This is a genomic window from Parabacteroides sp. KHUB-03 (assembly GCF_056640975.1).
Map to the genome: position 1 here is coordinate 1,249,216 of NZ_CM153257.1, position 19,876 is coordinate 1,269,091.

Sequence of the window (19,876 nt, forward strand, 5' to 3'; positions counted from 1 at the left end):
AGGGTGACAGCCGACAGTTATATGTGTATTTGCCGGCTGTCATTTGTTTTTAGAATTTATATCCTATGGTCAGAACAGATGATATATTCTTGGGAGAGAAACTTTCGTAACCTAAATATTTAGCTACATCACCTAAATCGCCATCCATACTAACTAGTCCGAGCTGATTATCCAATGCAAAAATAAACTTATGGTATTCGATTCCTATGCCTAGACAGGCGCCTGCATCAAAACGGTTACAACCTAAATTTCCGTCACTGATTTTACCAAAAGTATTGACATCGAATTTACCACCTATTGTTATGTATCCCGTAGTAGTTGGAATGTTCTTTTCAATTAGGTCTAGTTTAGTTTTACCACCTACTCCGCATGCTATATACGGACCTGCATTAATTACAAATCTGGTGTTCGTTCCAATATTAAAACGAGTTGCTGCTAAAATTGGCAATTCAAGATATAGTTCGTTCATTGTGATTGTTCCGGTCTGACCATCTTTATCTTTACCACCTTTAGAGGCAAAGTTTAACGATGTCTGTAAGGCCCATGTCTTATTAAAGACATATTCCGCTCCAATTCCGAGTTTGTACGCAAATTTGGCATTGCTATCTGCATTTTTTCCCCAGAAACTCGAAACTCCAACGCCCGCCTTTGCTTGGAATGAAACAGATGATTGAGCTATTGTTCCAAATGCGAATAGAACAAAGCCAAGTATTAATGTTAATTTCTTCATCTTTTAAATAAGATATTATTTTATTGCTTCCCGGATTCGAATTAGTTTTGTAAGCAATTCTTCTAATAAATCCAATTGTAACATATTTGCTCCATCAGATTTTGCTTTGGAAGGTTCCGGATGTGTTTCTATAAACAGGCCGTCTGCACCAACTGCAATAGCAGCTTTTGCTATTGTTTCTATAAGGGCAGGCATTCCTCCTGTAACACCGGACGTTTGGTTCGGTTGTTGTAATGAATGGGTGACATCCATGATTACAGGAAAACCAAACTCCTGCATTTGTGGAATCCCTCTGTAATCAACAACTAGATCGGTATAACCGAATGTTGTTCCGCGTTCGGTCAGCATTACGTTATTATTACCAGCGTCTACTACTTTTTGTGCAGCAAATTGCATAGCTCCGGGAGAGAGAAACTGTCCTTTCTTTATATTGACAATTTTACCGGTTTCTGCGGCGGCAACAAGCAGATCGGTTTGTCTGCATAGAAAAGCCGGAATTTGCAATACATCTACATATTCGGCAGCCATGGCAGCTTCGGATGTCTCATGGATATCGGTAACAGTCGGTATATGAAAGGTTTCACTGACTTTGCGTAAAATCTTCAATGCCTTTTCGTCGCCAATACCTGTAAATGAATCCAGACGCGAACGGTTGGCCTTGCGATATGAACCTTTAAATATATATGGAATATTTAGCTTAGTTGTTATACCTGCTATCTTTTCGGCTATGCGTAAAGCCATATCCTCGCCCTCAATTACACATGGGCCTGCCATCAGGAAGAAGTTGTCGCTTTTGCTTAAGTCTTTTATTGTAATCATATTATTCTTTGTTACGAAGTAAATTTTCTGTGATTTCTATTTTATCTTCTGTCGGTAGAGTAGCATCGATCCAGTGTATCATGCAGCCACGGCGTTCCATTCCGCGGAACCAGGTCATTTGCCTTTTAGCAAATTGATGAATGGCAATCTCTAATTGCGAAACCATCTCTTCATACGACAGTTTCCCTATAATATATAATGTTAGGAATTTATATTCCAGACCATAATAAATCAGGTCGTCCGGCTTTACACCGCCGGCTATGATATTGCGAACTTCATCTACCATGCCTTCGTTTAACCGGTCACGTAAACGTTTGGATATCTTCCCGCGACGTAGCTCGCGGTCTATGTCAATGCCAATAATCAGGCTATGGATAGGATCGTATTCGTTTGCATCCGGTGCTTCCGTTTTATAATACTCTTCAATCTCGATGGCACGGATAGCACGTTGGGCAGAATCTACATCTGTTTTATTGTGTAATCTCTTGTACGAAGCTAATATATTCTCCAGTTCCTGCAAAGATTTATCTTTCAACGATTCCCGTAGAGCCGGATTCTGTGGAACATCCAGTAGCTTATATCCCTTCAGTACAGCTTCTATATACATTCCGGTTCCTCCACAAAGTACGGGCAGTTTGCCTTTCTCTTTGATAGATTGGTAAGCGCGGAAAAAATCGTGTTGGTATTCGAATACATTATATTTATATCCGGGCTCGCAAATATCAATCAGATGATAAGGAACTGCTTTGCCGTTTACCACATAGTCTTTCAGGTCTTTTCCTGTTCCTATATCCATCGAACGGTATATTTGCCTGGAATCTGCACTGATAATCTCCGTGTCCAGACGTTCGGCCAAGGCAGCAGCAAAAGATGTTTTGCCGGATGCTGTAGGCCCCAAAACGGTAATTAGTTCATACTTTTTCATTATGCAGACAAAGATAGGTAAAAATGCTCCAAATAGCTATCTTACTTAATATTTCCAAAAGAATACCTCAGTCAAATAAATAATTGCTTCTTTTGCTTTGCAAGTTCTGATTTTACACTTTATAAAAACCATACCACACAACATTACCGGGAGAAGATGGCAGGAAAAGAAAATATCTTTAATGCTCAGTCCAAACAGGATATTCGTCGTTTTTTATTTTATGCGGATCAAAATCATCAATTAGGAAAAGGGTGGGAGCTTCATTATGGTACAAAGTTTAGCTTTGCTTCGGATAAAAGTTCTCAAATCTACCATTCATTAGATGGGCATGATTGGTCGGGCTCTAATAGCAGCAGTAGCTTGAATGAATATGTGTACGATTTATATGCGGGCTTTTCTAAAAGTTTTTCTGATAAATTATCTGTAAATGCTTCTTTGTCCGGAGAATATTATAAACATAAAGAGATTGATTATTGGAGTTTGTTCCCAATCTTTCAAAGCCGGCTCAGTTCTTGATTCCAGATTAACTTTAAACGGTTATTATGATAAAATGAAGAGTAGACATTATCACGATATAAGTTTTGATAAAGACAATTTCGCCTTTTATGCAAATATGGATAATACGTTCCATATTTCATCCGAACCTAATCTGAAGGCAGAATTTAAAAAGCCGCCCCTTGTGAGGACGGCTTTCTTTATTATTTTGTGATAAATTACTTACCAGCGATAACACGGGCCATTTCACAAACTTTGTTTGAATAACCCCATTCGTTGTCATACCAAGAAACGATCTTAGCAAAGTTGGAATCCAAAGAGATACCAGCTTTAGCATCGAAGATTGAAGTGTTGGCGCAACCACGGAAGTCAGTTGAAACAACAGCATCTTCAGTATAGCCAAGTACACCTTTCAATTCGCCTTCAGAAGCAGCCTTCATAGCAGCACAGATATCTTCCATTGTAGCAGCCTTTTCAAGAACTACTGTCAAGTCAACAACTGAAACGTCAGAAGTCGGTACGCGGAATGCCATACCTGTTAATTTGCCGTTCAATACAGGTAATACTTTACCTACAGCCTTAGCAGCACCAGTTGAAGAAGGGATGATGTTTTCAAGGATACCACGACCACCTCTCCAGTCTTTCTTAGAAGGACCGTCAACAGTCTTCTGAGTAGCTGTAGCAGCGTGAACTGTAGTCATCAAACCTTTAACGATACCGAACTTGTCGTTCAATACTTTAGCGATAGGAGCCAAACAGTTAGTTGTACAAGAAGCGTTAGAGATGATGTCCTGGCCTGCGTAAGTTTTGTCGTTAACGCCATAAACGAACATAGGAGTAGCATCCTTTGAAGGAGCAGACATGATCACTTTCTTTGCACCAGCCTGGATGTGTTTGCGAGCTGTTTCGTCAGTCAGGAAGAAACCAGTTGATTCAACAACTACGTCTGCATCAACTTCGTTCCACTTCAAGTTAGCAGGATCCATTTCTGCAGTAAGACGGATTTTGTTACCGTTTACAACCAAATTGTTACCTTCTACAGCAACTGTTCCGTCGAAACGACCGTGTACTGAGTCATATTTCAACATGTATGCCAAATAATCAGCATCCAACAAGTCATTGATACCTACGATTTGAATATCATTGCCGAAGTTCTTAACTGCAGCACGGAACACCATACGTCCGATACGGCCGAAACCGTTTATACCTACTTTAATCATTGTAATAAAACTTTTATGGTTTATTAAAAATATTGATTGTCCAAAACTTATCTAACAGCCACAAGGGGTTGCACATGAAACCAACATTGCAAGCATTAATGCAATTACTATTATTAAATAGATACAGTGTTTCATTTTATCCTTGCTTTTAACGACTGCAAATGTAACTATGTTTTTTGTATTGAGCTTTATAATAAGGTCAGAAAAGTATGTTTTCTAACATAAATTAATTGTTGGGCTTATTTCTTTTTCTTCGAAAATACGCTCCTGAGTAAATTCTTTGCTTTTTTTATGCCCCAGGTCATGATAAACGGTTGGGCTATGTCCCAAACAAGGGGTAACATACTCTTGGTAATAGACAGATAGTCAGAGAAACCTAATGAGACAGCAGGCAGATCTCCCTTGTTATTTTGTGTTGTTGTGTTTTCGCCGGATTTAGCTGTCGATTTTGTTTTTGGAAACAATAAAGACGATATGCCTGAAAGCAATAAACTCCCTGCATTCTCTTGGATATAAGAGAAGTCTTCGTTGAGTTTCTGCTCATGTTCGCGGCATTGTTTCCGAATGCGCTCTTTATCAGAAATCAGCTTCTCCAGTGGTGTCTGTTTGTTGTTTATTTTCTGTTGCATTGTTTTTATCGTCATTTGCTGTCATTGCTATGATGACTTCGTTCAGTATGGCATTACTAATCTTGTTCTTGTTTATTACAATGATACCTATTAGCAGTATATACAGAATTGCTACACTGACAAAGCCCAAGCCGGATGAATTGAACAAATCTCCCAAGAAAAATCCCAGGGCAAGAAAGATAAATAAGATAGCAAAGAAGGCCAGAAACAATAACACCAAGTTGTACGAAAGAACCGCAATTACCTTTCCGGTCCTTTCGTATGTGCTTAATTTCAGGAGCTCAAGCTTTAACTCCACATAAGCTGAGATATCATTTTTTAGCTTACCGAAGAATTTTTCTGAGTCGTTCTCCATTATATCAGTTTTATTCTGCGCTTTCAGCTACTTTTTCTTTTACACTTTTCAAAGCTCCGCTTTCCTTTGCTTTAGCCAAAGCAGAGTTGAAGCCGTCTTTTACCTTGCCTGCTACTTCTTTCAGATCTTCCAATAGCTGTTCTCTTTTATCCGAAGCGGCTAAATAACCTACAGCAGCACCTACAGCAGCGCCTACTACGAGGCCTAGCAATAATTTAGAATCTACATTTTTCATAACTCTTCCTTTTTTAAAGTTTCTACTAAGATAACGTTTTTATTTAGACTATAGTTTATTATTGTATTAACTTTTGAGGTTAATTAATGTTATCGTTTTTTATTGTTTTTACGGCTGCCCAATTGTTTTTTTCTGCATGGGATAGTAGTGTAAGCCCGTTCTTAATACACTCTGCCTCAATTACTGGTATATCTTCTGTATAAAATCCGCTCATAAATAAAAGAGCTCCCGGCTTCATACATTGCGTATAACGTTGTATATCATTGAGCAGGATATTTCGGTTTATATTGGCAAATACAATATCAAAGAGACCGAAATTCGGGATTTGTTCTGCACCTCCTAATGCAATTTCTATTTTTCGTGCATTATTCAGTCTGATGTTTTCGAGCGCGTTGTTGTAAGCCCATTCGTCAATATCTATACCTATTACTCGTTTGGCTCTTTTCATACAGGCTAGAATGGCAAGGACGGCTGTTCCGCAACCCATATCCAGTATTTTTTTATCTTCGAGATCTAATTTTAGCATCTCATTTATCATCAGGTAAGTCGTTTCATGGTTGCCCGTGCCGAAAGCCATTTTCGGATCAATAATAATGTTATAGGCATAACCTGGTTCGGGCTTGTGGAATGAGGCACGTATTATACATTCGTTTCCGATACGGATAGGTTTAAAATAGTTTTTTTCCCATTCTTCGTTCCAATCTTTGCTTTCAATCAACTTTGCCGTATAATGGATGTCAACGTTTTCCAGCGGAAAGTTTTTCAGTTTATCCGTTAATATTATCTCATTATATGAAGTATCTGGGATGTAGCCAAGCAATCCATATTCGTTTTCTGTAAAACTTTCAAAACCTATTTCGCCTAATTCGGCGGCAAGCACGTCGTTCAGTATGGATGCTTCTATGGGTGAAGTATATGTGAAATCGAGTTCGTAGTAATTCATCTTTTTCGTTTTTTGTATAAGACGTTTTATTTACAAATATACGAAATATCTTTGATTTTCGGCGCATGGAAAAATAGAAATAATAGTATATGTTTTGTAATTAATATCCCTGGCAAAATGAATGTTGACAATTATCGGCCAAGCGGCCGACAATTGTCAACCGTATGGCTGATAGTTATCAACCGATCGGTTGATAATTATCAACTTATTTCAGGACAGGACAGATCCAGGGCAAACGCATTAGGATTTTTGATATAGTACCATTGCCTTTTTCATTATCTCTTTCTTTATATTGGGCTTTAATGCTGCTGCTAACATTTTCTTTTTCAAGGATGCTCCTTTTTTGTATGTAAAGGCTTTCAGTACCGGCATTGCCATTTTTCTTAATATAGCCAGGTTTAACACTTGGTTCTTTTTCATTTTGGTCTCATCTTCATTAAAAGAAACATCTAGTTGCCAATGCAAATTGTTCTCTATTTTCCAGTGATTTCGTATGATATTCAATTGCATGGGTGCATCTTTCTCCAAGGAAGATATGAAACATCTTGTTTCTGTGGTCGTTTCTCCTGTAGACAGTATCGTTCTTTGGGAAGTAATTGTACCAAAGCTTTTGATTCCTTCCCATTCTTTTCCACACTCAGGTATCCATCCCAAATGAGGTTGCGAATTGTAAAGTATGGATTTCCGTTACACCAGGCATATATTATAATGTATATGACGTGACGGAGCTTTTGTCAAAAGATTAGAATGCAACAGGCGTTATTTTTTGATGCGTGTGCCGGGTATGGTAACAAAAATATTCATGAAACATTTGCATAATAAATTCGGATGCAGTACTTTTGCAGTCTGAAAATCTGCAGAGGGTAAACAAGAGGAGTCGGAGACGACGCCCACCCCCGGGACCTAACCTGTTTAAATTAAAAGACAGATGTACGTAATCGTAGAAATTAACGGACAACAGTTCAAGGCTGAACAAGGAAAGAAATTATTTGTTCACCACATTCAGAATGCAGAAAGCGGTGCTGTTGTTGAGTTTGACAAAGTATTGTTGGTTGACAACGATGGTGATGTAAAAGTAGGTGTTCCTACAGTTGAAGGTGCAAAGGTAGTATGTGAAGTACTGTCTCCGCTGGTAAAAGGTGACAAGGTTCTTATTTTTCATAAGAAAAGAAGAAAAGGTTACCGCAAGTTGAACGGTCACCGTCAGCAGTTCACCGAAGTGAGTATTAAAGAGATTGTTGCTTAACGTTTAAAGGAGAAAAAAAGAAATGGCACATAAGAAAGGTGTGGGTAGTTCTAAGAACGGCCGTGAATCACATAGCAAAAGATTAGGTGTAAAGCTTTTTGGTGGAGAAATTGCTAAAGCTGGTAACATTTTAGTTCGCCAGAGAGGTACAGTTCATCACCCGGGTGAAAACGTAGGTATCGGTAAAGATCATACATTGTATGCTTTGGTAGACGGTGTTGTTACTTTCCGTAGAACAAAAGAAGACAGATCTTTCGTTTCAATCCAACCGGTTGCAGAAGCGTAAGTTTTTCTTGATAGAAAAGTATAAAAAGAGGACATCTTCATTGAAGAATGTCCTCTTTTTGTTTTCTTAATATATAACAGAAATAAGAAAACCATTACCTTTGTAAAAAAGACGTATCTGTGAATAAACAACAATTTCTATATATTCTTTTGGCTTTGCTTCTATTATCTTCGTGCGGAAGCAGGAGAGCAACAGTTATTTTACCTTCTGATTTTAAAGGTCCGAAAGAGTTGTCCCGTCTTTACGGTATTCGGATTACACCGGATGATAATATCTACTTATATAACGAAGGAGCTAAATGGCTGGGTGTTCCGCATCGAATGGGAGGCTTGACAAAGCGGGGCGTAGACTGTTCCGCTTTTGTAGCGATTGTCTTTCGGGAGGTATATGGAAAGCAGCTTTCTCGTTCGTCGGCCGATATGCTAAAGTATGATTGCCGCAAGGTAAGCCGGGCAAAGCTGCAGGAAGGTGATCTTGTCTTTTTTCGAACAGGAGGAAGAGGGAAGAAAAATGTGCCTAACCATGTAGGTATATACCTGAAGAATGGACGGTTTATCCATACCAGTACTTCAAGCGGTGTGATGGTGAGCAGTCTGAGCGAACCATATTATCTGCGAACCTGGTTGAGTGGCGGACGCGTGAAATAGTTTTTTTAGATAGCTTGCTCTATTTTGTTTAATTCTACGTACATTTGCATTTCATTTAAAAAACATAGACTGAAAGTATGTTGACGCTTAAAGTAATTACGGAAAATCCGGATGAAGTAATCCGCAGATTGGCCAAAAAGCATTTTGATGCGAAAGAGATTATCGGTAAGATTATCGAGTTAGATAAGACAAGACGTAATAGCCAGACCGCTCTGGATGCTAATCTGGCAGAACTGAACCGTATATCGAAGTCGATCGGTCAGTTAATGAAGGAAGGAAAGAAAGAAGAGGCTGAAGCTGCACGTGCAAAAGTTGCCGAGATGAAAGAAGGCAATAAAGATTTGCAGGAAGCTATGGACAATGCCCAGGAAGAGATAACAAATCTGCTATATACGGTTCCTAATATGCCTCACGAAAGTGTGCCTGAAGGAAATGGCGCAGATGATAATGTCGTAGAGAAAATGGGAGGTATGGAAACAGAGCTTCCTAAGGATGCACTTCCCCATTGGGAATTGGCAAAGAAATATGATTTGATTGATTTTGATCTGGGGGTTAAGATAACCGGTGCCGGCTTTCCTGTTTATAAAGGCCAGGGAGCCAGATTGCAACGTGCTTTAATTAACTTTTTCCTGGATGAAGCCCGTAATTCCGGTTATATGGAAATTATGCCTCCTACGGTAGTGAATGCTGCTTCCGGCTACGGAACAGGGCAGTTGCCTGATAAAGAAGGGCAGATGTATCATTGTGGGTTGGATGATTTGTATTTGATCCCAACGGCGGAGGTTCCGGTGACAAACATCTATCGCGATGTTATTTTAGATGAAAATTCATTGCCGATAAAGAATTGCGCTTATACTCAATGCTTCCGTCGCGAAGCAGGTTCTTATGGTAAGGATGTTCGCGGATTGAACCGTTTGCATGAATTTTCAAAGATAGAAATTGTACGGATCGATACACCGGAACATTCCTATGAATCTTTGAAAGAAATGTTGGCTCACGTAGAAGGTTTGGTTCAAAAGTTGGAATTGCCTTATCGTATTCTTCGTCTTTGCGGAGGGGATATGAGTTTTACTTCTGCTCTGTGTTTTGACTTTGAAGTCTATTCGGAAGCTCAAAAACGTTGGTTGGAGGTTAGTTCGGTTTCAAACTTTGAAAGCTATCAGGCAAATCGCCTGAAATGTCGTTATCGTGACGCAAATAAGAAAACCCAACTTTGCCACACATTGAATGGTAGCGCATTAGCTTTGCCCCGTATTGTGGCTGCTTTATTGGAGAATAATCAGACTCCGGAAGGTATCCGTATTCCAAAGGCTTTGATTCCTTATACAGGTTTTGATATGATTAAGTAAGAAGGAGAAAAAGACTCCATTAGTATTATAAAAAGCTCCGGATAGTTTTATGTAACTGTCCGGAGCTTTGTTTTTCGTATATTATAGGAATAAACTTTTGATGAAGACCGGTTGTTCGTATTGATACAACATTAATATCTGAATATATGGACTGGTTAGCTATTATTTCCGTTATTTCTATCCTTCTGGCTTTTCTGTCGGCTGTAATAATTATTCAAAGCTTGAGATCTCATACCCTGTCTATGCGGGTAATGAATATTGTGTGGCCATTGACGGTTTTGTGGAGTGGTCTGCTTGGTTTATGGGCTTATTTTTCTTTTGGAAAATCTTCAGATGATTCTATGCAAATGGATGAAAATATGGATATGTCCGGTATGGATATGAAGATGGACGATAAACCTTTTGGGCAAAAAATAGCTTTGTCTACCTTCCACTGTGGTGCCGGATGTACATTGGCCGATATAATAGGGGAGTCTGCAGGTTCCAGAATCTTATATTCCTTTGGTCTATATGATATTGCGTGGCAATGGGTATTGGATTATATATTGGCGTTGGTTATTGGTGCCTGGTTTCAGTATGCTGCTATTCGTCCGATGATGAAAAATAAAACAACCGGAAGTGTATTTTTAAGAGCTTTGAAAATAGATTTTCTTTCTCTGACCAGTTGGCAGATTGGAATGTATGCTTTATCTTATCTATTGCTTATGGTTGCTATGCCGTATTCTTTACCGCACGATACCTGGGTATTTTGGTTCATAATGCAGTTAGCTATGTGTGCAGGCTTCTTATGTTCATATCCAATGAATTGGTTTTTGGTGAAAAAAGGAATAAAGCCGGCAATGTGATTCGTTTGTTGTGTTGTGATTTGTTTTCAAACAATTATCTTTGACATACTGAATACAACAGAAAGGAGTTTAATATGCATTACATGTTAGTTGTGATTTGCTTTCAAACTATTATCTTTGACATACTGAATACAACACATGAACGTGCAAGTTCAAACCGGGTTTAGTTGTGATTTGCTTTCAAACTATTATCTTTGACATACTGAATACAACAAATATCCGCCAGCTATTCACGCAAAACTCGTTGTGATTTGCTTTCAAACTATTATCTTTGACATACTGAATACAACAAGTTCTGTTCAAGGGAAGGTTTTAAACGAGTTGTGATTTGCTTTCAAACTATTATCTTTGACATACTGAATACAACCAGTATATAACCGATACTAACGATGTAACGTTGTGATTTGCTTTCAAACTATTATCTTTGACATACTGAATACAACAGACTGTGTACAATTGGCTGTAATTCAGTATTTAATATGCATGATTAGAAAATGAAAAAGTAGTTGTAATTTAGTAAGAAATCCTGCCTCACAAGCAGGATTTCTTATTTTAGAAAAGTTCTAATTGTTGGCCGGGAGTATTAATTGGTTGCTCTTTTTTGCCAAAGAAAAGTTCAATGTTGCCAAATTGTTTATCCGTTATGCATAGAATACCAACTTGACCATTGGGTGGAAGAAAAGATTTAACCCTTTTTATGTGCACGTCTGTATTTTCAGCACTTGCGCAATGGCGTATATAGATAGAAAATTGAAACATAGTGAAACCGTCCTTCTGCAAATTCTTTCGGAAATCAGCATAGGCTTTCTTTTCTTTTTTTGTGTCTGTCGGAAGATCAAAAAATACAAGAATCCACATAATACGATATTCACTAAATCTATTCATATTACATTTCCGGATATGCTATGTGGCGAAGTTCACCACTAAAACATTTGTATAATGACGCTGTAGTTTGACTTACGGCAATCATGAGAGGACTACGTTTCCCGTTTACAGAAATTTCTAAAATCGGGATTGTTAATAGTTTAGCCTTTATTTCTTTTGATAGATTTGCAATGTCACTTTCACTGTTTATAATGTTGATTATTAATTCATCAACATACGGGCGATAAGGTTCCATTATGTCATCTGCCAAGCAATAGGCATTATAACGATTATGATGATGGATGCCTAAAGTCGGTAGTAAGCCGCTTGACACTAATCCTCTGGCAACCACAGCACGCAAGATGGCATATCCATAATTTAATAAATTATTGGGTGGAATCCCTTCTCTGTCTCTGGTAAAACCTTCGATTTTAGGAAATAAATTTTTCCAGTAATAGGCTGCCGCGCGAGCTTCTAAATTATCAGGGTCTCCACTTCGGACATCCTTAGCCCATACGCGCATATTTTTAGTTATACAATTTTGACTTTTAGACAATACTGTTGCTTGATTATCGATTTTCATCTTGATCGTTTGTTGCCAAAGCTGCTTTTTTAATGGTAGAGAAGCATCCAGTTGATCCCGGAAACGTTCGTTTTGGGTCGTATTTCCACATAAAGGTAACATGAGTCCAACCGGCATACTTTTATTGTCGCATGTAATAACAGCGCAGTTGTTTTCAAGAAGAGCCTCTAAGACCCCGGAAGTTATTGTAACTTGCTTGTTGTCTAAAACAACAACTCCTATATCTTCTATAGGCTTACTTATGACCGCGCCTCTTTTGAAACTATCCGGTAAAGTATTATTTTTTTCTACTTCAGGGAGCTTGATAACCAATTGATTATTTTTCAATGATAGATATGCCGGATTTCCAAAGTATAATGTGCTTTTTATCATGGTTGTTTCGTTTTAATATTCTCCAATGGAAATAATTTGACCGATATGATTTATTCTTACTTTAATTAGTTTATCTATATCAGTTAAGGATTGAAATCTGACCCAAGTGATGTTTTGTAGTTCTTTTACGTCATTAACTGTTGTTTCCAAATGATGCCTGAATACATAATCTTTTGTTGTAATTTTTTGCACCCTAAATAAATTCGGACTAATTCGTGTATAATTATCGGGGTCCATTAAGTCTATTTCACTTGGATCGAAACCTGCCTCTTTATTTGGGAAAACAAAATATTCATTTTGTTTCATGGAAAATAAAAATATCCATCCTTCTGATTTTTTATATTCTTTATCCACAATTGGTAATCCCAAAGACGCACGAGCTGTAGCTTCAAAGAAAGAAATGACATTTTCCTGTAAATGGTTGTTTGCATCTCTATAAATAGCTACATGATGATTATTATTAGTACTTACAAAGTCAACCGGTTGTTTCTTGCCTTTTCCATCAAGAATAGGATGCCCGCTATGGTCTCGTTTGTCATGCAGAGCGACTGCATTGCTGACACCGCTTATTGTTACTCGTTTAATAGCAATATTTTTTTCTTTATTTAGCCAAATGGGATTTTCTTCCAAATTAGAAAATGCTTGCTTAGCATTTCCTTTATATTCATATAATCGTGCTTCTAAAATCCGACGAATTTGGGCATCAATAACTTTCTCTATTTTCAAATCAGGAGAGACTTCTTTACGAATCGTATAAATGGTTTCCAATGAAACTGTTTTTACTATTGATGGAACTTGTTTAGTTTGAAGTTTATTCAAGTAGATTGGATTTTTATCCAAACTGTTTTTTCTCGTAAATGCCTTTTGGGGGTTGTTATCAAATATAGTTAAACGATGCAATAAAGCTTCGCGGTATTCTTTATTGGCTACTTGCAATATTTTTTCAGAGTTAAAATTTGAACCTACTTTTTCCATATTAATGACGTATTGCTTAATGCTTCCATATATGGTTTCATTATGCAACTGACCACGTGGGGTAAGTTGTACTTTTGTATTTAGACCATTTTTTTTCTTTGTTTTATTGGTGTTTTGTGTAACAACTTTGTTTTTCGCTTTGATTGAGACTAAAATACTTTCTAACTGTCGTTTGGCTTCTGCTCTAAATGTATTTAATGGCATTGGAGGAATGAATCTTGACTTATTGTGTTCATCTCTATATAATTCTTTTTGTTCAATGCCATAAATGCTTCCAGACTTATCGCTTTTTGCATTTATATTATTTAGATATTGAATGATACTTTGTTTCGTAAAAGCGATTGTCAAGGCGTCCATGGCATGATGCCGATGGTCATTGCGTTTTGTCCAATCTTTGATTCGGCGTATTTTCCGACCATCTTTATCTTCATAAATTTCAGTGAGCCCAAGCTTATTATATTTCTCCCAATTTAACTCCTGCATGATATTCACCAACTGCCAATCTTCACGTAACCTGTCTGTAATAGAGCCAATAGTGGGTACGACAAACTTTACTAAATTTTCCAGTATTTCACGTGCTTTCTTTGCGATATATTGTGAATTCCGTAAATCTCTTTCTATAAATCCACTTGGAATATTAGCTTCTTCCATGAGCAATTTGTCGTGTTTGGCCTTACTGATAGAATTATTTTTGAAGAGCCTATGAATCCTTTCTTCATAATCAGATAATTCCTGTTCACTATATTTATTTTTCACAAAATCGTAAGCGGTGGTATTGCTTTTTGCAATATTTACATTGCGACTTTCAAGCGTTTTATTGGAAAATGAATCGTCAAATAATTTGGCTTGTGGAATGATATGTTCAATATCGAACTTTTTGCTAAAAAGTTCTTCTCTGGGAATATAAGTGTTTGAATATAATGTTTTATAGCCATTTTCTTTTAATTCCAAATATAACTTATAACGTATAATATCATTGCGGCTTACATTTGCAAGTCCAAATTCTTTTTGCAGGATTGTTTTATATTCTTCTTTTTCACTTGTAGCTTTTCTAATGCTATTTGTCATTTTTTCCCGCTCTTTAGCGTTCTTTTTTAATTCTCTTGCTAATTCGATGCGAATTTCATCCGGTTTTCCATAAGTCTCTACAATAGAGTTGACGACATTAATCATTTGATTGAGTATCTTTTCTACAACAGGATTTCTCAAGCTATTACGAGGCAGGAGGGATAGTCTATCTTTGTAAACTTTCTTGTTCAGTTCTTCTTTAGTCAATGCTCTTTTTGAGTGTTGGTATCCAGCATATTCACAAGCTAGACTATATTCATGTCCAGCTTTCATGAATGACAATATTTTGCGTATAGCTTTAGTGCTTAAACTTCCGTAATCAGGTTGGAAGGTAATATTTGCAAGTAAAATGGCATATTCTTTCTCGAATCCATATAGTTCAATTAATTTATTCACTAATTTTTCATTTCCGGTTTTGGAGTCATCTCCTTCAAAAGAATAAAGCAAATGCCATAACCTGTACATGGGTTGTTCTTCAAATTTTTTGCCCTCTAATGAGGAGTCAAAGGATAGAATACCAGTATTGTATCCTAAACCATTAAATATGGATTTTATAACATCTACAACCTCTGGCATAGACATTTGGGATAAATTTGATCTGTCATGTCCGCTAGCTTCGATAATATTCAAATAAATATTGAGTAGTGCGGCTTGTGTCCGATTACCTTCTATTTCTTTAAAATTTAAATCGATACCTATCGGCTTTACATATAATAATTGTAAAATTTCGGCTTTAGATAGTTTTTCTTTCCAGTTCAATTCAGCAAAAAGCCGTTCTTTCTCTTCTTGCTCCAGGAAACGTTTGTGGTTTCTTCCTTCTGTTACTATTATATTGTTAAGTACCTGCCAGATTTTAAATTCCTGAAATAAAGGAGAGGATTTAGGACATACTCGAAGGCCAACTGTTTTCAATTTTTTTTTACCGTCGCAGGTTATTTCTATATTTTTGCTCTCAAATTCACAAAAATCAATTAATCCCTTTTTGCTTTTCAGAGGGCGTTGATAAAAGATGATAATATCTCTTATTTCTTTTTTTAATTTTGAAGTGAGTTCCGGATGATACAAAGCTTGCGTTTCCCATAACTTTTCAAATTCATCTAAGTAGTCTTGGCGATAGAATACTTTGTTTTTAAGGCTGTAATTATGATTTTTATCCAATTCTGCCATTAAATATTGTCCTACGGTTTGTTTGTTGAAATATAATTCTTTACTTCTGTTGCAGATGTTGCCTAAATAACCACTCGAATTGTAGATTGCTCCATTTACATCACTGACTACAAATGCAATTTCTTCCAATGAGAGTTGTTTGCTTAATGCTTCTGAACGCCATTGATAAGCTTGTAATTGCTTATTTTTCTCTTTATTGTCCGCAGTATAAATTTTATATTTGCCTAAAAATATTTTAGAGGTATTCAGTTTACTTTTATCTTTAATTTGTTCTTTGAATTCGTTTGTTAAAATATCTGGATAAAATTGTTTTTGGAAATTCCATATTTTATTTAGTTCTAATTGCAAATCAGAACGGTAAAAAGCAGGGAGACGTTTCTTTCCTTGTCTTAATAAAGATAAAGAGAATTGGCCGGGAGTCTGGTCATTTTCATATAATTGTAAGGCTATAGACATACTGTCAATTAATTCTCCTTCATCATTTGATTGAACTTTCCGACTGCTTTTATATCCTCGTTTCTTATTCATCATTAAAAGAACGCGTGAGAATTCCTCCAGTGTTATTTTTTCGGTAATTGCTTTCGAACGTAGGCGATAGGTCTGAAATGTTGTGTAATTCCCTTTTTCAGATAAGATAGTGTTATTGGTAATAAAACCATTGTTACACAGTACTTCAATAAGATTCTGGCGACGGAGTTTGTAACGTTGCAAATTTCTTCGCATACTTTTTTTAAGGCTTCGATCTGCATTTGTAGTAATACTTTTTCCCTGTTCAAATTTTTTTTGTTCATCAACAGTTAAAGGGTTAACGCGTACTCCTAATTTTACAATAGAAGATATCTCTTCCTTATTTTCTGCTTCATTTACTAATGCCCACCCAATGCTATTTGTGCCTAAGTCCAGACCTAATATTTTTTTCATTTGTATTAAATTTGTGTTTTTTTCAAAAATAAGAAATATCTGTAAATATATTCTTGTTCTTATTGAAAAATGTATATCTTTGCTAATACAAAGATAATTTGAAGCAAATCACAATAAGGATCATTCCGTTGTGAAAACATTTAGGGCGGGGCAACTCGCCCTTTGTTTTTGAATTATAAAAGCCAAAAAGTTGCTTGTAAAAGCAGCCTTTTGGCTTATCAGAGTTAGTTTTGGAAATGGTTAAAAATAGGAATAATGTATTTGTGTTGGTTATATGAACAAATTCACATTAGCCTCTTCGGTACGTTCAAGGTAGGAGGCAACTCCACCTAAAGTAACAGTGTCTAGAAGTTCTTCTTTTTTGACACCCATAACATCCATACTCATTGTACAGGCAATCATTTCCACTCCGTTTTCTGTAGCTTGGGTGATTAAGCTTTCCAAACTGTCGATATGTTTGCGTTTCATAATAAGACGCATCATCCAACTGCCGGCTCCTGCCATATTCATCTTTGAAAGTTTTAGTTTTCCACTGTGTGAAGGCATCATCCAACCGAACATTTTTCCGAATATATCTTTTGATACGGCCGGTTTCTTTCGTTTCTTTATGACATTCAGTCCCCAAAATGTGAAAAACATAGTTACTTTTTTACCCGTAGAAGCTGCTCCGTTTGCAATAACAAACGAGGCTAGAGCCTTGTCCAGATCATCACTGAAAACAATTAATGTTTTATTGTCTCCGTTAGTAATCATTTTGCAAGCATTTTTAGCTTCTCCTTTTTCTATGGTTGCATGAATGATGCCGGCTTTATTTTCTACTTCAACTAAACGGGCTCCAGTCATATTACACCAAGAAGAAACGTCTTTGGCAAATCCCTGATCGGTAGCTGTAATACGTAAACGTTCGCCTGTTTGGAGGTCGCTATAATGCTTTTTGAGTTGAAGGACAGGTCCCGGACATTGTAGTCCGCATGCATCTATTTTGATTAATTTGCCTGAGGTTCTTTCTGGCTCATCATCAATTATGGGTTTGTTGGGAACAGAATTATTGTGTTGGGCTATTTTCGCCGTTGCTGTGTGCCATGTTTTGTATCCACCCGATAGGTTGCGGATGTTAGTATAACCATTTTGTTCTAATATACGATAAGCCAAATAGCCACGGAGACCTATAGCGCAACTTACTATTATGGGTTTATCCTTTGGTAGCTCGGAAAGACGTTCACGCAATTCATCTACCGGAATATTTATCGCTCCTGGTAAAGAACCAAGATTGTATTCATCACGGGTACGGACATCTACCAAAAGCGTATCTTTGTCTAAATTGGCGATGTCTCTCCATTGTACTACTTTGACTTTTCCTGTCAGGATATTTTCAGCGACATATCCGGCCATGTTTACCGGATCTTTTGCAGAAGAATATGGAGGAGCATAGGCTTGTTCCAAAGAAATTAAATCGTAGATCGTTCCTTTTCGTTGTATTACCTGTGCCATCATTTCAATGCGTTTATCAACGCCGCCAAAGCCTACAACTTGAGCTCCAAATAATTGACCACTTTCCGGTGAAAACAGTACTTTAATAGATAGAGGTACGGCTCCCGGATAATAACCTGCATGGGAAGCAGAGTGTGTATAAGAAGAACAATAAATAATCTGTTCACGTTTCAATAATTTTGCATTGGCTCCGGCAGTCGCGACTGTCAGATCAAATACCTTGGCAATGGAATTTCCAATAGTTCCCTGATAAGTTTCTTTATTACCGAAAACGATATTGTCAGCCACGATACGGCCTTGTTTATTTGCCGGACCTGCCAATGGTATTAATGCCGGTTTGCCGGTTACCAGATGTTTTACTTCTATGGCATCGCCTAAAGCATAAATATCCGGATCGGAAGTCTGCATATATTTATTGACTTCAATACCTCCCAGTTTACCAAGAGTTAAGTTGGCTTCTTTTGCCAGTTTCGTTTCGGGACGTACTCCAATGCTTAGTAGAACCATGTCCGAAATTACTTGCTTCCCACTTTTGAGGTGCACAATTATGTTGTTCCCTTTTTCTTCAAAGCGATCAACACCATCTTCCAAGAGCAGGTTTACTTTTTTTTCTTTCAAATGCTGGTGAACAATAGCTGCCATGGAATAATCCAATGGTGCCATCACCTGGTTAGCCATTTCAATAATTGTAACATGAATGCCTAATTCGTGGAGATTTTCTGCCATTTCCAGGCCAATGAAACCTCCGCCAACTACAACGGCTTGCTGGGGCTTTTCTTTATTTACATAGTTTTTTATAGTATCTGTATCGGGAACGTTTCGTAATGTAAATATTTTTTTACTTTGGATTCCTTCGATACCTGGGCGCAATGGTTCTGCTCCTGGTGAGAGAACCAGTTTATTGTATGTTTCGGTATATATTTCTCCGGTGGATAAATTTTTTACTTCAACTTGTTTTTTGTCGGGATAGATAGCTGTTACTTCTTGTTCTGTACGAATATCGATACGAAACCTGTCGGTAAAACCTTTTACCGTTTGTACGAAAAGTTTGTTTCTGTCATTAATAGTGTCTCCTATATAATAAGGAAGTCCACAGTTGGCATACGAAACATACTTACCGCGTTCAAACAAGATAATATCAGCTTTCTCGTCCATTCTACGCAAACGGGCTGCTACGGTTGCTCCACCGGCTACGCCTCCAATAATCAAATACTTCATAATTTATTTATTTTGTTTATACTATACATAGTTGTTAGTAGAAAATAATTTGATAAAAAAAGGGATTATTCCTTTTGTATGCAATTTTGTAATTGATTGAAAAGAAAATCAAAGTTTAATTCCTTTTCCATCATTTGTTGTATTTTCTCTTTTCCTTTTGATGTAAGAGAGAAAAACATTTGTCGTTTATCGTTTTTGTTGATATTCCTGCGAATAAATCCTTTGTTTTCCACTGCTGTAATTACTTTGGAAACTCTGGAGTTGGAAAGTCCGATAAATTCACAAATCGTTCCGGCAGACTTTGATTCTCCCTCTTTCAAACAACAAAGTAGCATTGCTTCATTGATTGTTATATCGTTGTTTTCTGTGAATGTCTTTTCAAATGCATACAGCGTTTTATATATGTCTTTTATAATGCAAATAGGCTCCATTTTCTTATAAATTGAATTATAGCTGCAAATATATAAATAATTTCTTATAAAAATATTGTCTG

20 protein-coding genes and 1 CRISPR repeat array are annotated in these 19,876 nt (G+C 37.0%); of the genes, 6 read left to right on the forward strand and 14 right to left on the reverse strand.

Annotated features, from left to right (window positions below; all coding sequences use genetic code 11):
* Window positions 1-49 precede the first annotated feature (49 nt).
* From ACYIB7_RS05405 to miaA, 3 genes are read right to left on the reverse strand one after another with little or no spacing between them, the layout of a single operon-like run.
* Window positions 50-730 carry a porin family protein gene (locus ACYIB7_RS05405; RefSeq protein WP_103983514.1) on the reverse strand — a complete coding sequence of 227 codons (681 nt, stop codon included), beginning with the start codon at window positions 728-730 and terminating at the stop codon, window positions 50-52.
* A gap of 15 nt (window positions 731-745) precedes the next feature.
* Window positions 746-1,549 (reverse strand): 3-deoxy-8-phosphooctulonate synthase, encoded by an 804-nt coding sequence (gene kdsA / locus ACYIB7_RS05410; RefSeq protein ID WP_103983513.1) that lies wholly within the window; start codon window positions 1,547-1,549, stop codon window positions 746-748.
* A gap of 1 nt (window position 1,550) precedes the next feature.
* Complete coding sequence (miaA, locus tag ACYIB7_RS05415) at window positions 1,551-2,474, reverse strand: tRNA (adenosine(37)-N6)-dimethylallyltransferase MiaA (RefSeq protein WP_099463200.1); 924 nt, start codon at window positions 2,472-2,474, stop codon at window positions 1,551-1,553.
* Between the two features lie 156 nt (window positions 2,475-2,630).
* Between miaA and ACYIB7_RS05420 the strand changes: the two genes are divergently transcribed.
* A complete protein-coding gene (locus ACYIB7_RS05420) occupies window positions 2,631-2,990 on the forward strand; it encodes an outer membrane beta-barrel protein (RefSeq protein ID WP_234999337.1) in 360 nt (119 codons plus the stop codon).
* Window positions 2,991-3,187: 197 nt separating this feature from the next.
* On the opposite strand, the gene gap is transcribed toward ACYIB7_RS05420, so the two are convergent.
* The 6 genes from gap to ACYIB7_RS05450 form a co-directional block, all read right to left on the reverse strand.
* Window positions 3,188-4,189: a type I glyceraldehyde-3-phosphate dehydrogenase gene (gene gap, locus ACYIB7_RS05425; protein ID WP_099463199.1), complete on the reverse strand. Its 1,002-nt coding sequence runs from the start codon at window positions 4,187-4,189 to the stop codon at window positions 3,188-3,190.
* A gap of 239 nt (window positions 4,190-4,428) precedes the next feature.
* Window positions 4,429-4,818, reverse strand: coding sequence for a hypothetical protein (locus tag ACYIB7_RS05430; RefSeq protein ID WP_234999336.1), 390 nt, complete (start codon window positions 4,816-4,818; stop codon window positions 4,429-4,431).
* A complete protein-coding gene (locus ACYIB7_RS05435; protein WP_099463198.1) occupies window positions 4,766-5,173 on the reverse strand; it encodes a phage holin family protein in 408 nt (135 codons plus the stop codon). The genes ACYIB7_RS05430 and ACYIB7_RS05435 overlap by 53 nt, the downstream gene beginning before the upstream one ends.
* Before the next feature lie 10 nt (window positions 5,174-5,183).
* Complete coding sequence (locus ACYIB7_RS05440; RefSeq protein ID WP_099463197.1) at window positions 5,184-5,408, reverse strand: YtxH domain-containing protein; 225 nt, start codon at window positions 5,406-5,408, stop codon at window positions 5,184-5,186.
* A gap of 79 nt (window positions 5,409-5,487) precedes the next feature.
* Window positions 5,488-6,351: a 50S ribosomal protein L11 methyltransferase gene (gene prmA / locus ACYIB7_RS05445; RefSeq protein ID WP_480338296.1), complete on the reverse strand. Its 864-nt coding sequence runs from the start codon at window positions 6,349-6,351 to the stop codon at window positions 5,488-5,490.
* Between the two features lie 240 nt (window positions 6,352-6,591).
* Window positions 6,592-7,005, reverse strand: coding sequence for an ISAs1 family transposase (locus tag ACYIB7_RS05450; RefSeq protein WP_103983511.1), 414 nt, complete (start codon window positions 7,003-7,005; stop codon window positions 6,592-6,594).
* Window positions 7,006-7,279: 274 nt separating this feature from the next.
* On the opposite strand from ACYIB7_RS05450, the gene rplU reads away from it, so the two are divergent.
* From rplU to ACYIB7_RS05475, 5 genes are all read left to right on the forward strand, one after another.
* Window positions 7,280-7,597: a 50S ribosomal protein L21 gene (gene rplU, locus ACYIB7_RS05455; protein WP_099463193.1), complete on the forward strand. Its 318-nt coding sequence runs from the start codon at window positions 7,280-7,282 to the stop codon at window positions 7,595-7,597.
* Between the two features lie 22 nt (window positions 7,598-7,619).
* Window positions 7,620-7,883, forward strand: coding sequence for a 50S ribosomal protein L27 (gene rpmA / locus ACYIB7_RS05460; protein WP_099463192.1), 264 nt, complete (start codon window positions 7,620-7,622; stop codon window positions 7,881-7,883).
* A 119-nt stretch (window positions 7,884-8,002) separates the two neighbouring features.
* Window positions 8,003-8,530 (forward strand): NlpC/P60 family protein, encoded by a 528-nt coding sequence (locus tag ACYIB7_RS05465; protein WP_103983510.1) that lies wholly within the window; start codon window positions 8,003-8,005, stop codon window positions 8,528-8,530.
* 77 nt (window positions 8,531-8,607) lie between these two features.
* The gene (gene serS, locus ACYIB7_RS05470) at window positions 8,608-9,879 is read left to right on the forward strand and encodes a serine--tRNA ligase (protein ID WP_099463190.1); all 1,272 of its coding nucleotides are present in this window, start codon (window positions 8,608-8,610) and stop codon (window positions 9,877-9,879) included.
* A gap of 146 nt (window positions 9,880-10,025) precedes the next feature.
* Window positions 10,026-10,724 (forward strand): DUF4396 domain-containing protein, encoded by a 699-nt coding sequence (locus ACYIB7_RS05475; RefSeq protein ID WP_480338297.1) that lies wholly within the window; start codon window positions 10,026-10,028, stop codon window positions 10,722-10,724.
* A 12-nt stretch (window positions 10,725-10,736) separates the two neighbouring features.
* A CRISPR array of direct repeats spans window positions 10,737-11,167; the repeat unit is 47 nt; unit sequence GTTGTGATTTGCTTTCAAACTATTATCTTTGACATACTGAATACAAC.
* A gap of 109 nt (window positions 11,168-11,276) precedes the next feature.
* On the opposite strand, the gene cas2 is transcribed toward ACYIB7_RS05475, so the two are convergent.
* The 5 genes from cas2 to ACYIB7_RS05500 form a co-directional block, all read right to left on the reverse strand.
* Window positions 11,277-11,609 (reverse strand): CRISPR-associated endonuclease Cas2, encoded by a 333-nt coding sequence (cas2, locus tag ACYIB7_RS05480; RefSeq protein WP_480338298.1) that lies wholly within the window; start codon window positions 11,607-11,609, stop codon window positions 11,277-11,279.
* A 1-nt stretch (window position 11,610) separates the two neighbouring features.
* Complete coding sequence (gene cas1, locus ACYIB7_RS05485) at window positions 11,611-12,543, reverse strand: type II CRISPR-associated endonuclease Cas1 (protein ID WP_480338299.1); 933 nt, start codon at window positions 12,541-12,543, stop codon at window positions 11,611-11,613.
* 12 nt (window positions 12,544-12,555) lie between these two features.
* Entirely contained in the window at window positions 12,556-16,674 is a 4,119-nt protein-coding gene (gene cas9 / locus ACYIB7_RS05490; protein WP_480338300.1) for a type II CRISPR RNA-guided endonuclease Cas9, read from the reverse strand.
* A 270-nt stretch (window positions 16,675-16,944) separates the two neighbouring features.
* Window positions 16,945-19,383, reverse strand: coding sequence for a CoA-disulfide reductase (locus ACYIB7_RS05495; RefSeq protein ID WP_480338301.1), 2,439 nt, complete (start codon window positions 19,381-19,383; stop codon window positions 16,945-16,947).
* Between the two features lie 65 nt (window positions 19,384-19,448).
* Window positions 19,449-19,814 (reverse strand): MarR family transcriptional regulator, encoded by a 366-nt coding sequence (locus ACYIB7_RS05500; protein WP_103983508.1) that lies wholly within the window; start codon window positions 19,812-19,814, stop codon window positions 19,449-19,451.
* Window positions 19,815-19,876: the final 62 nt, after the last annotated feature.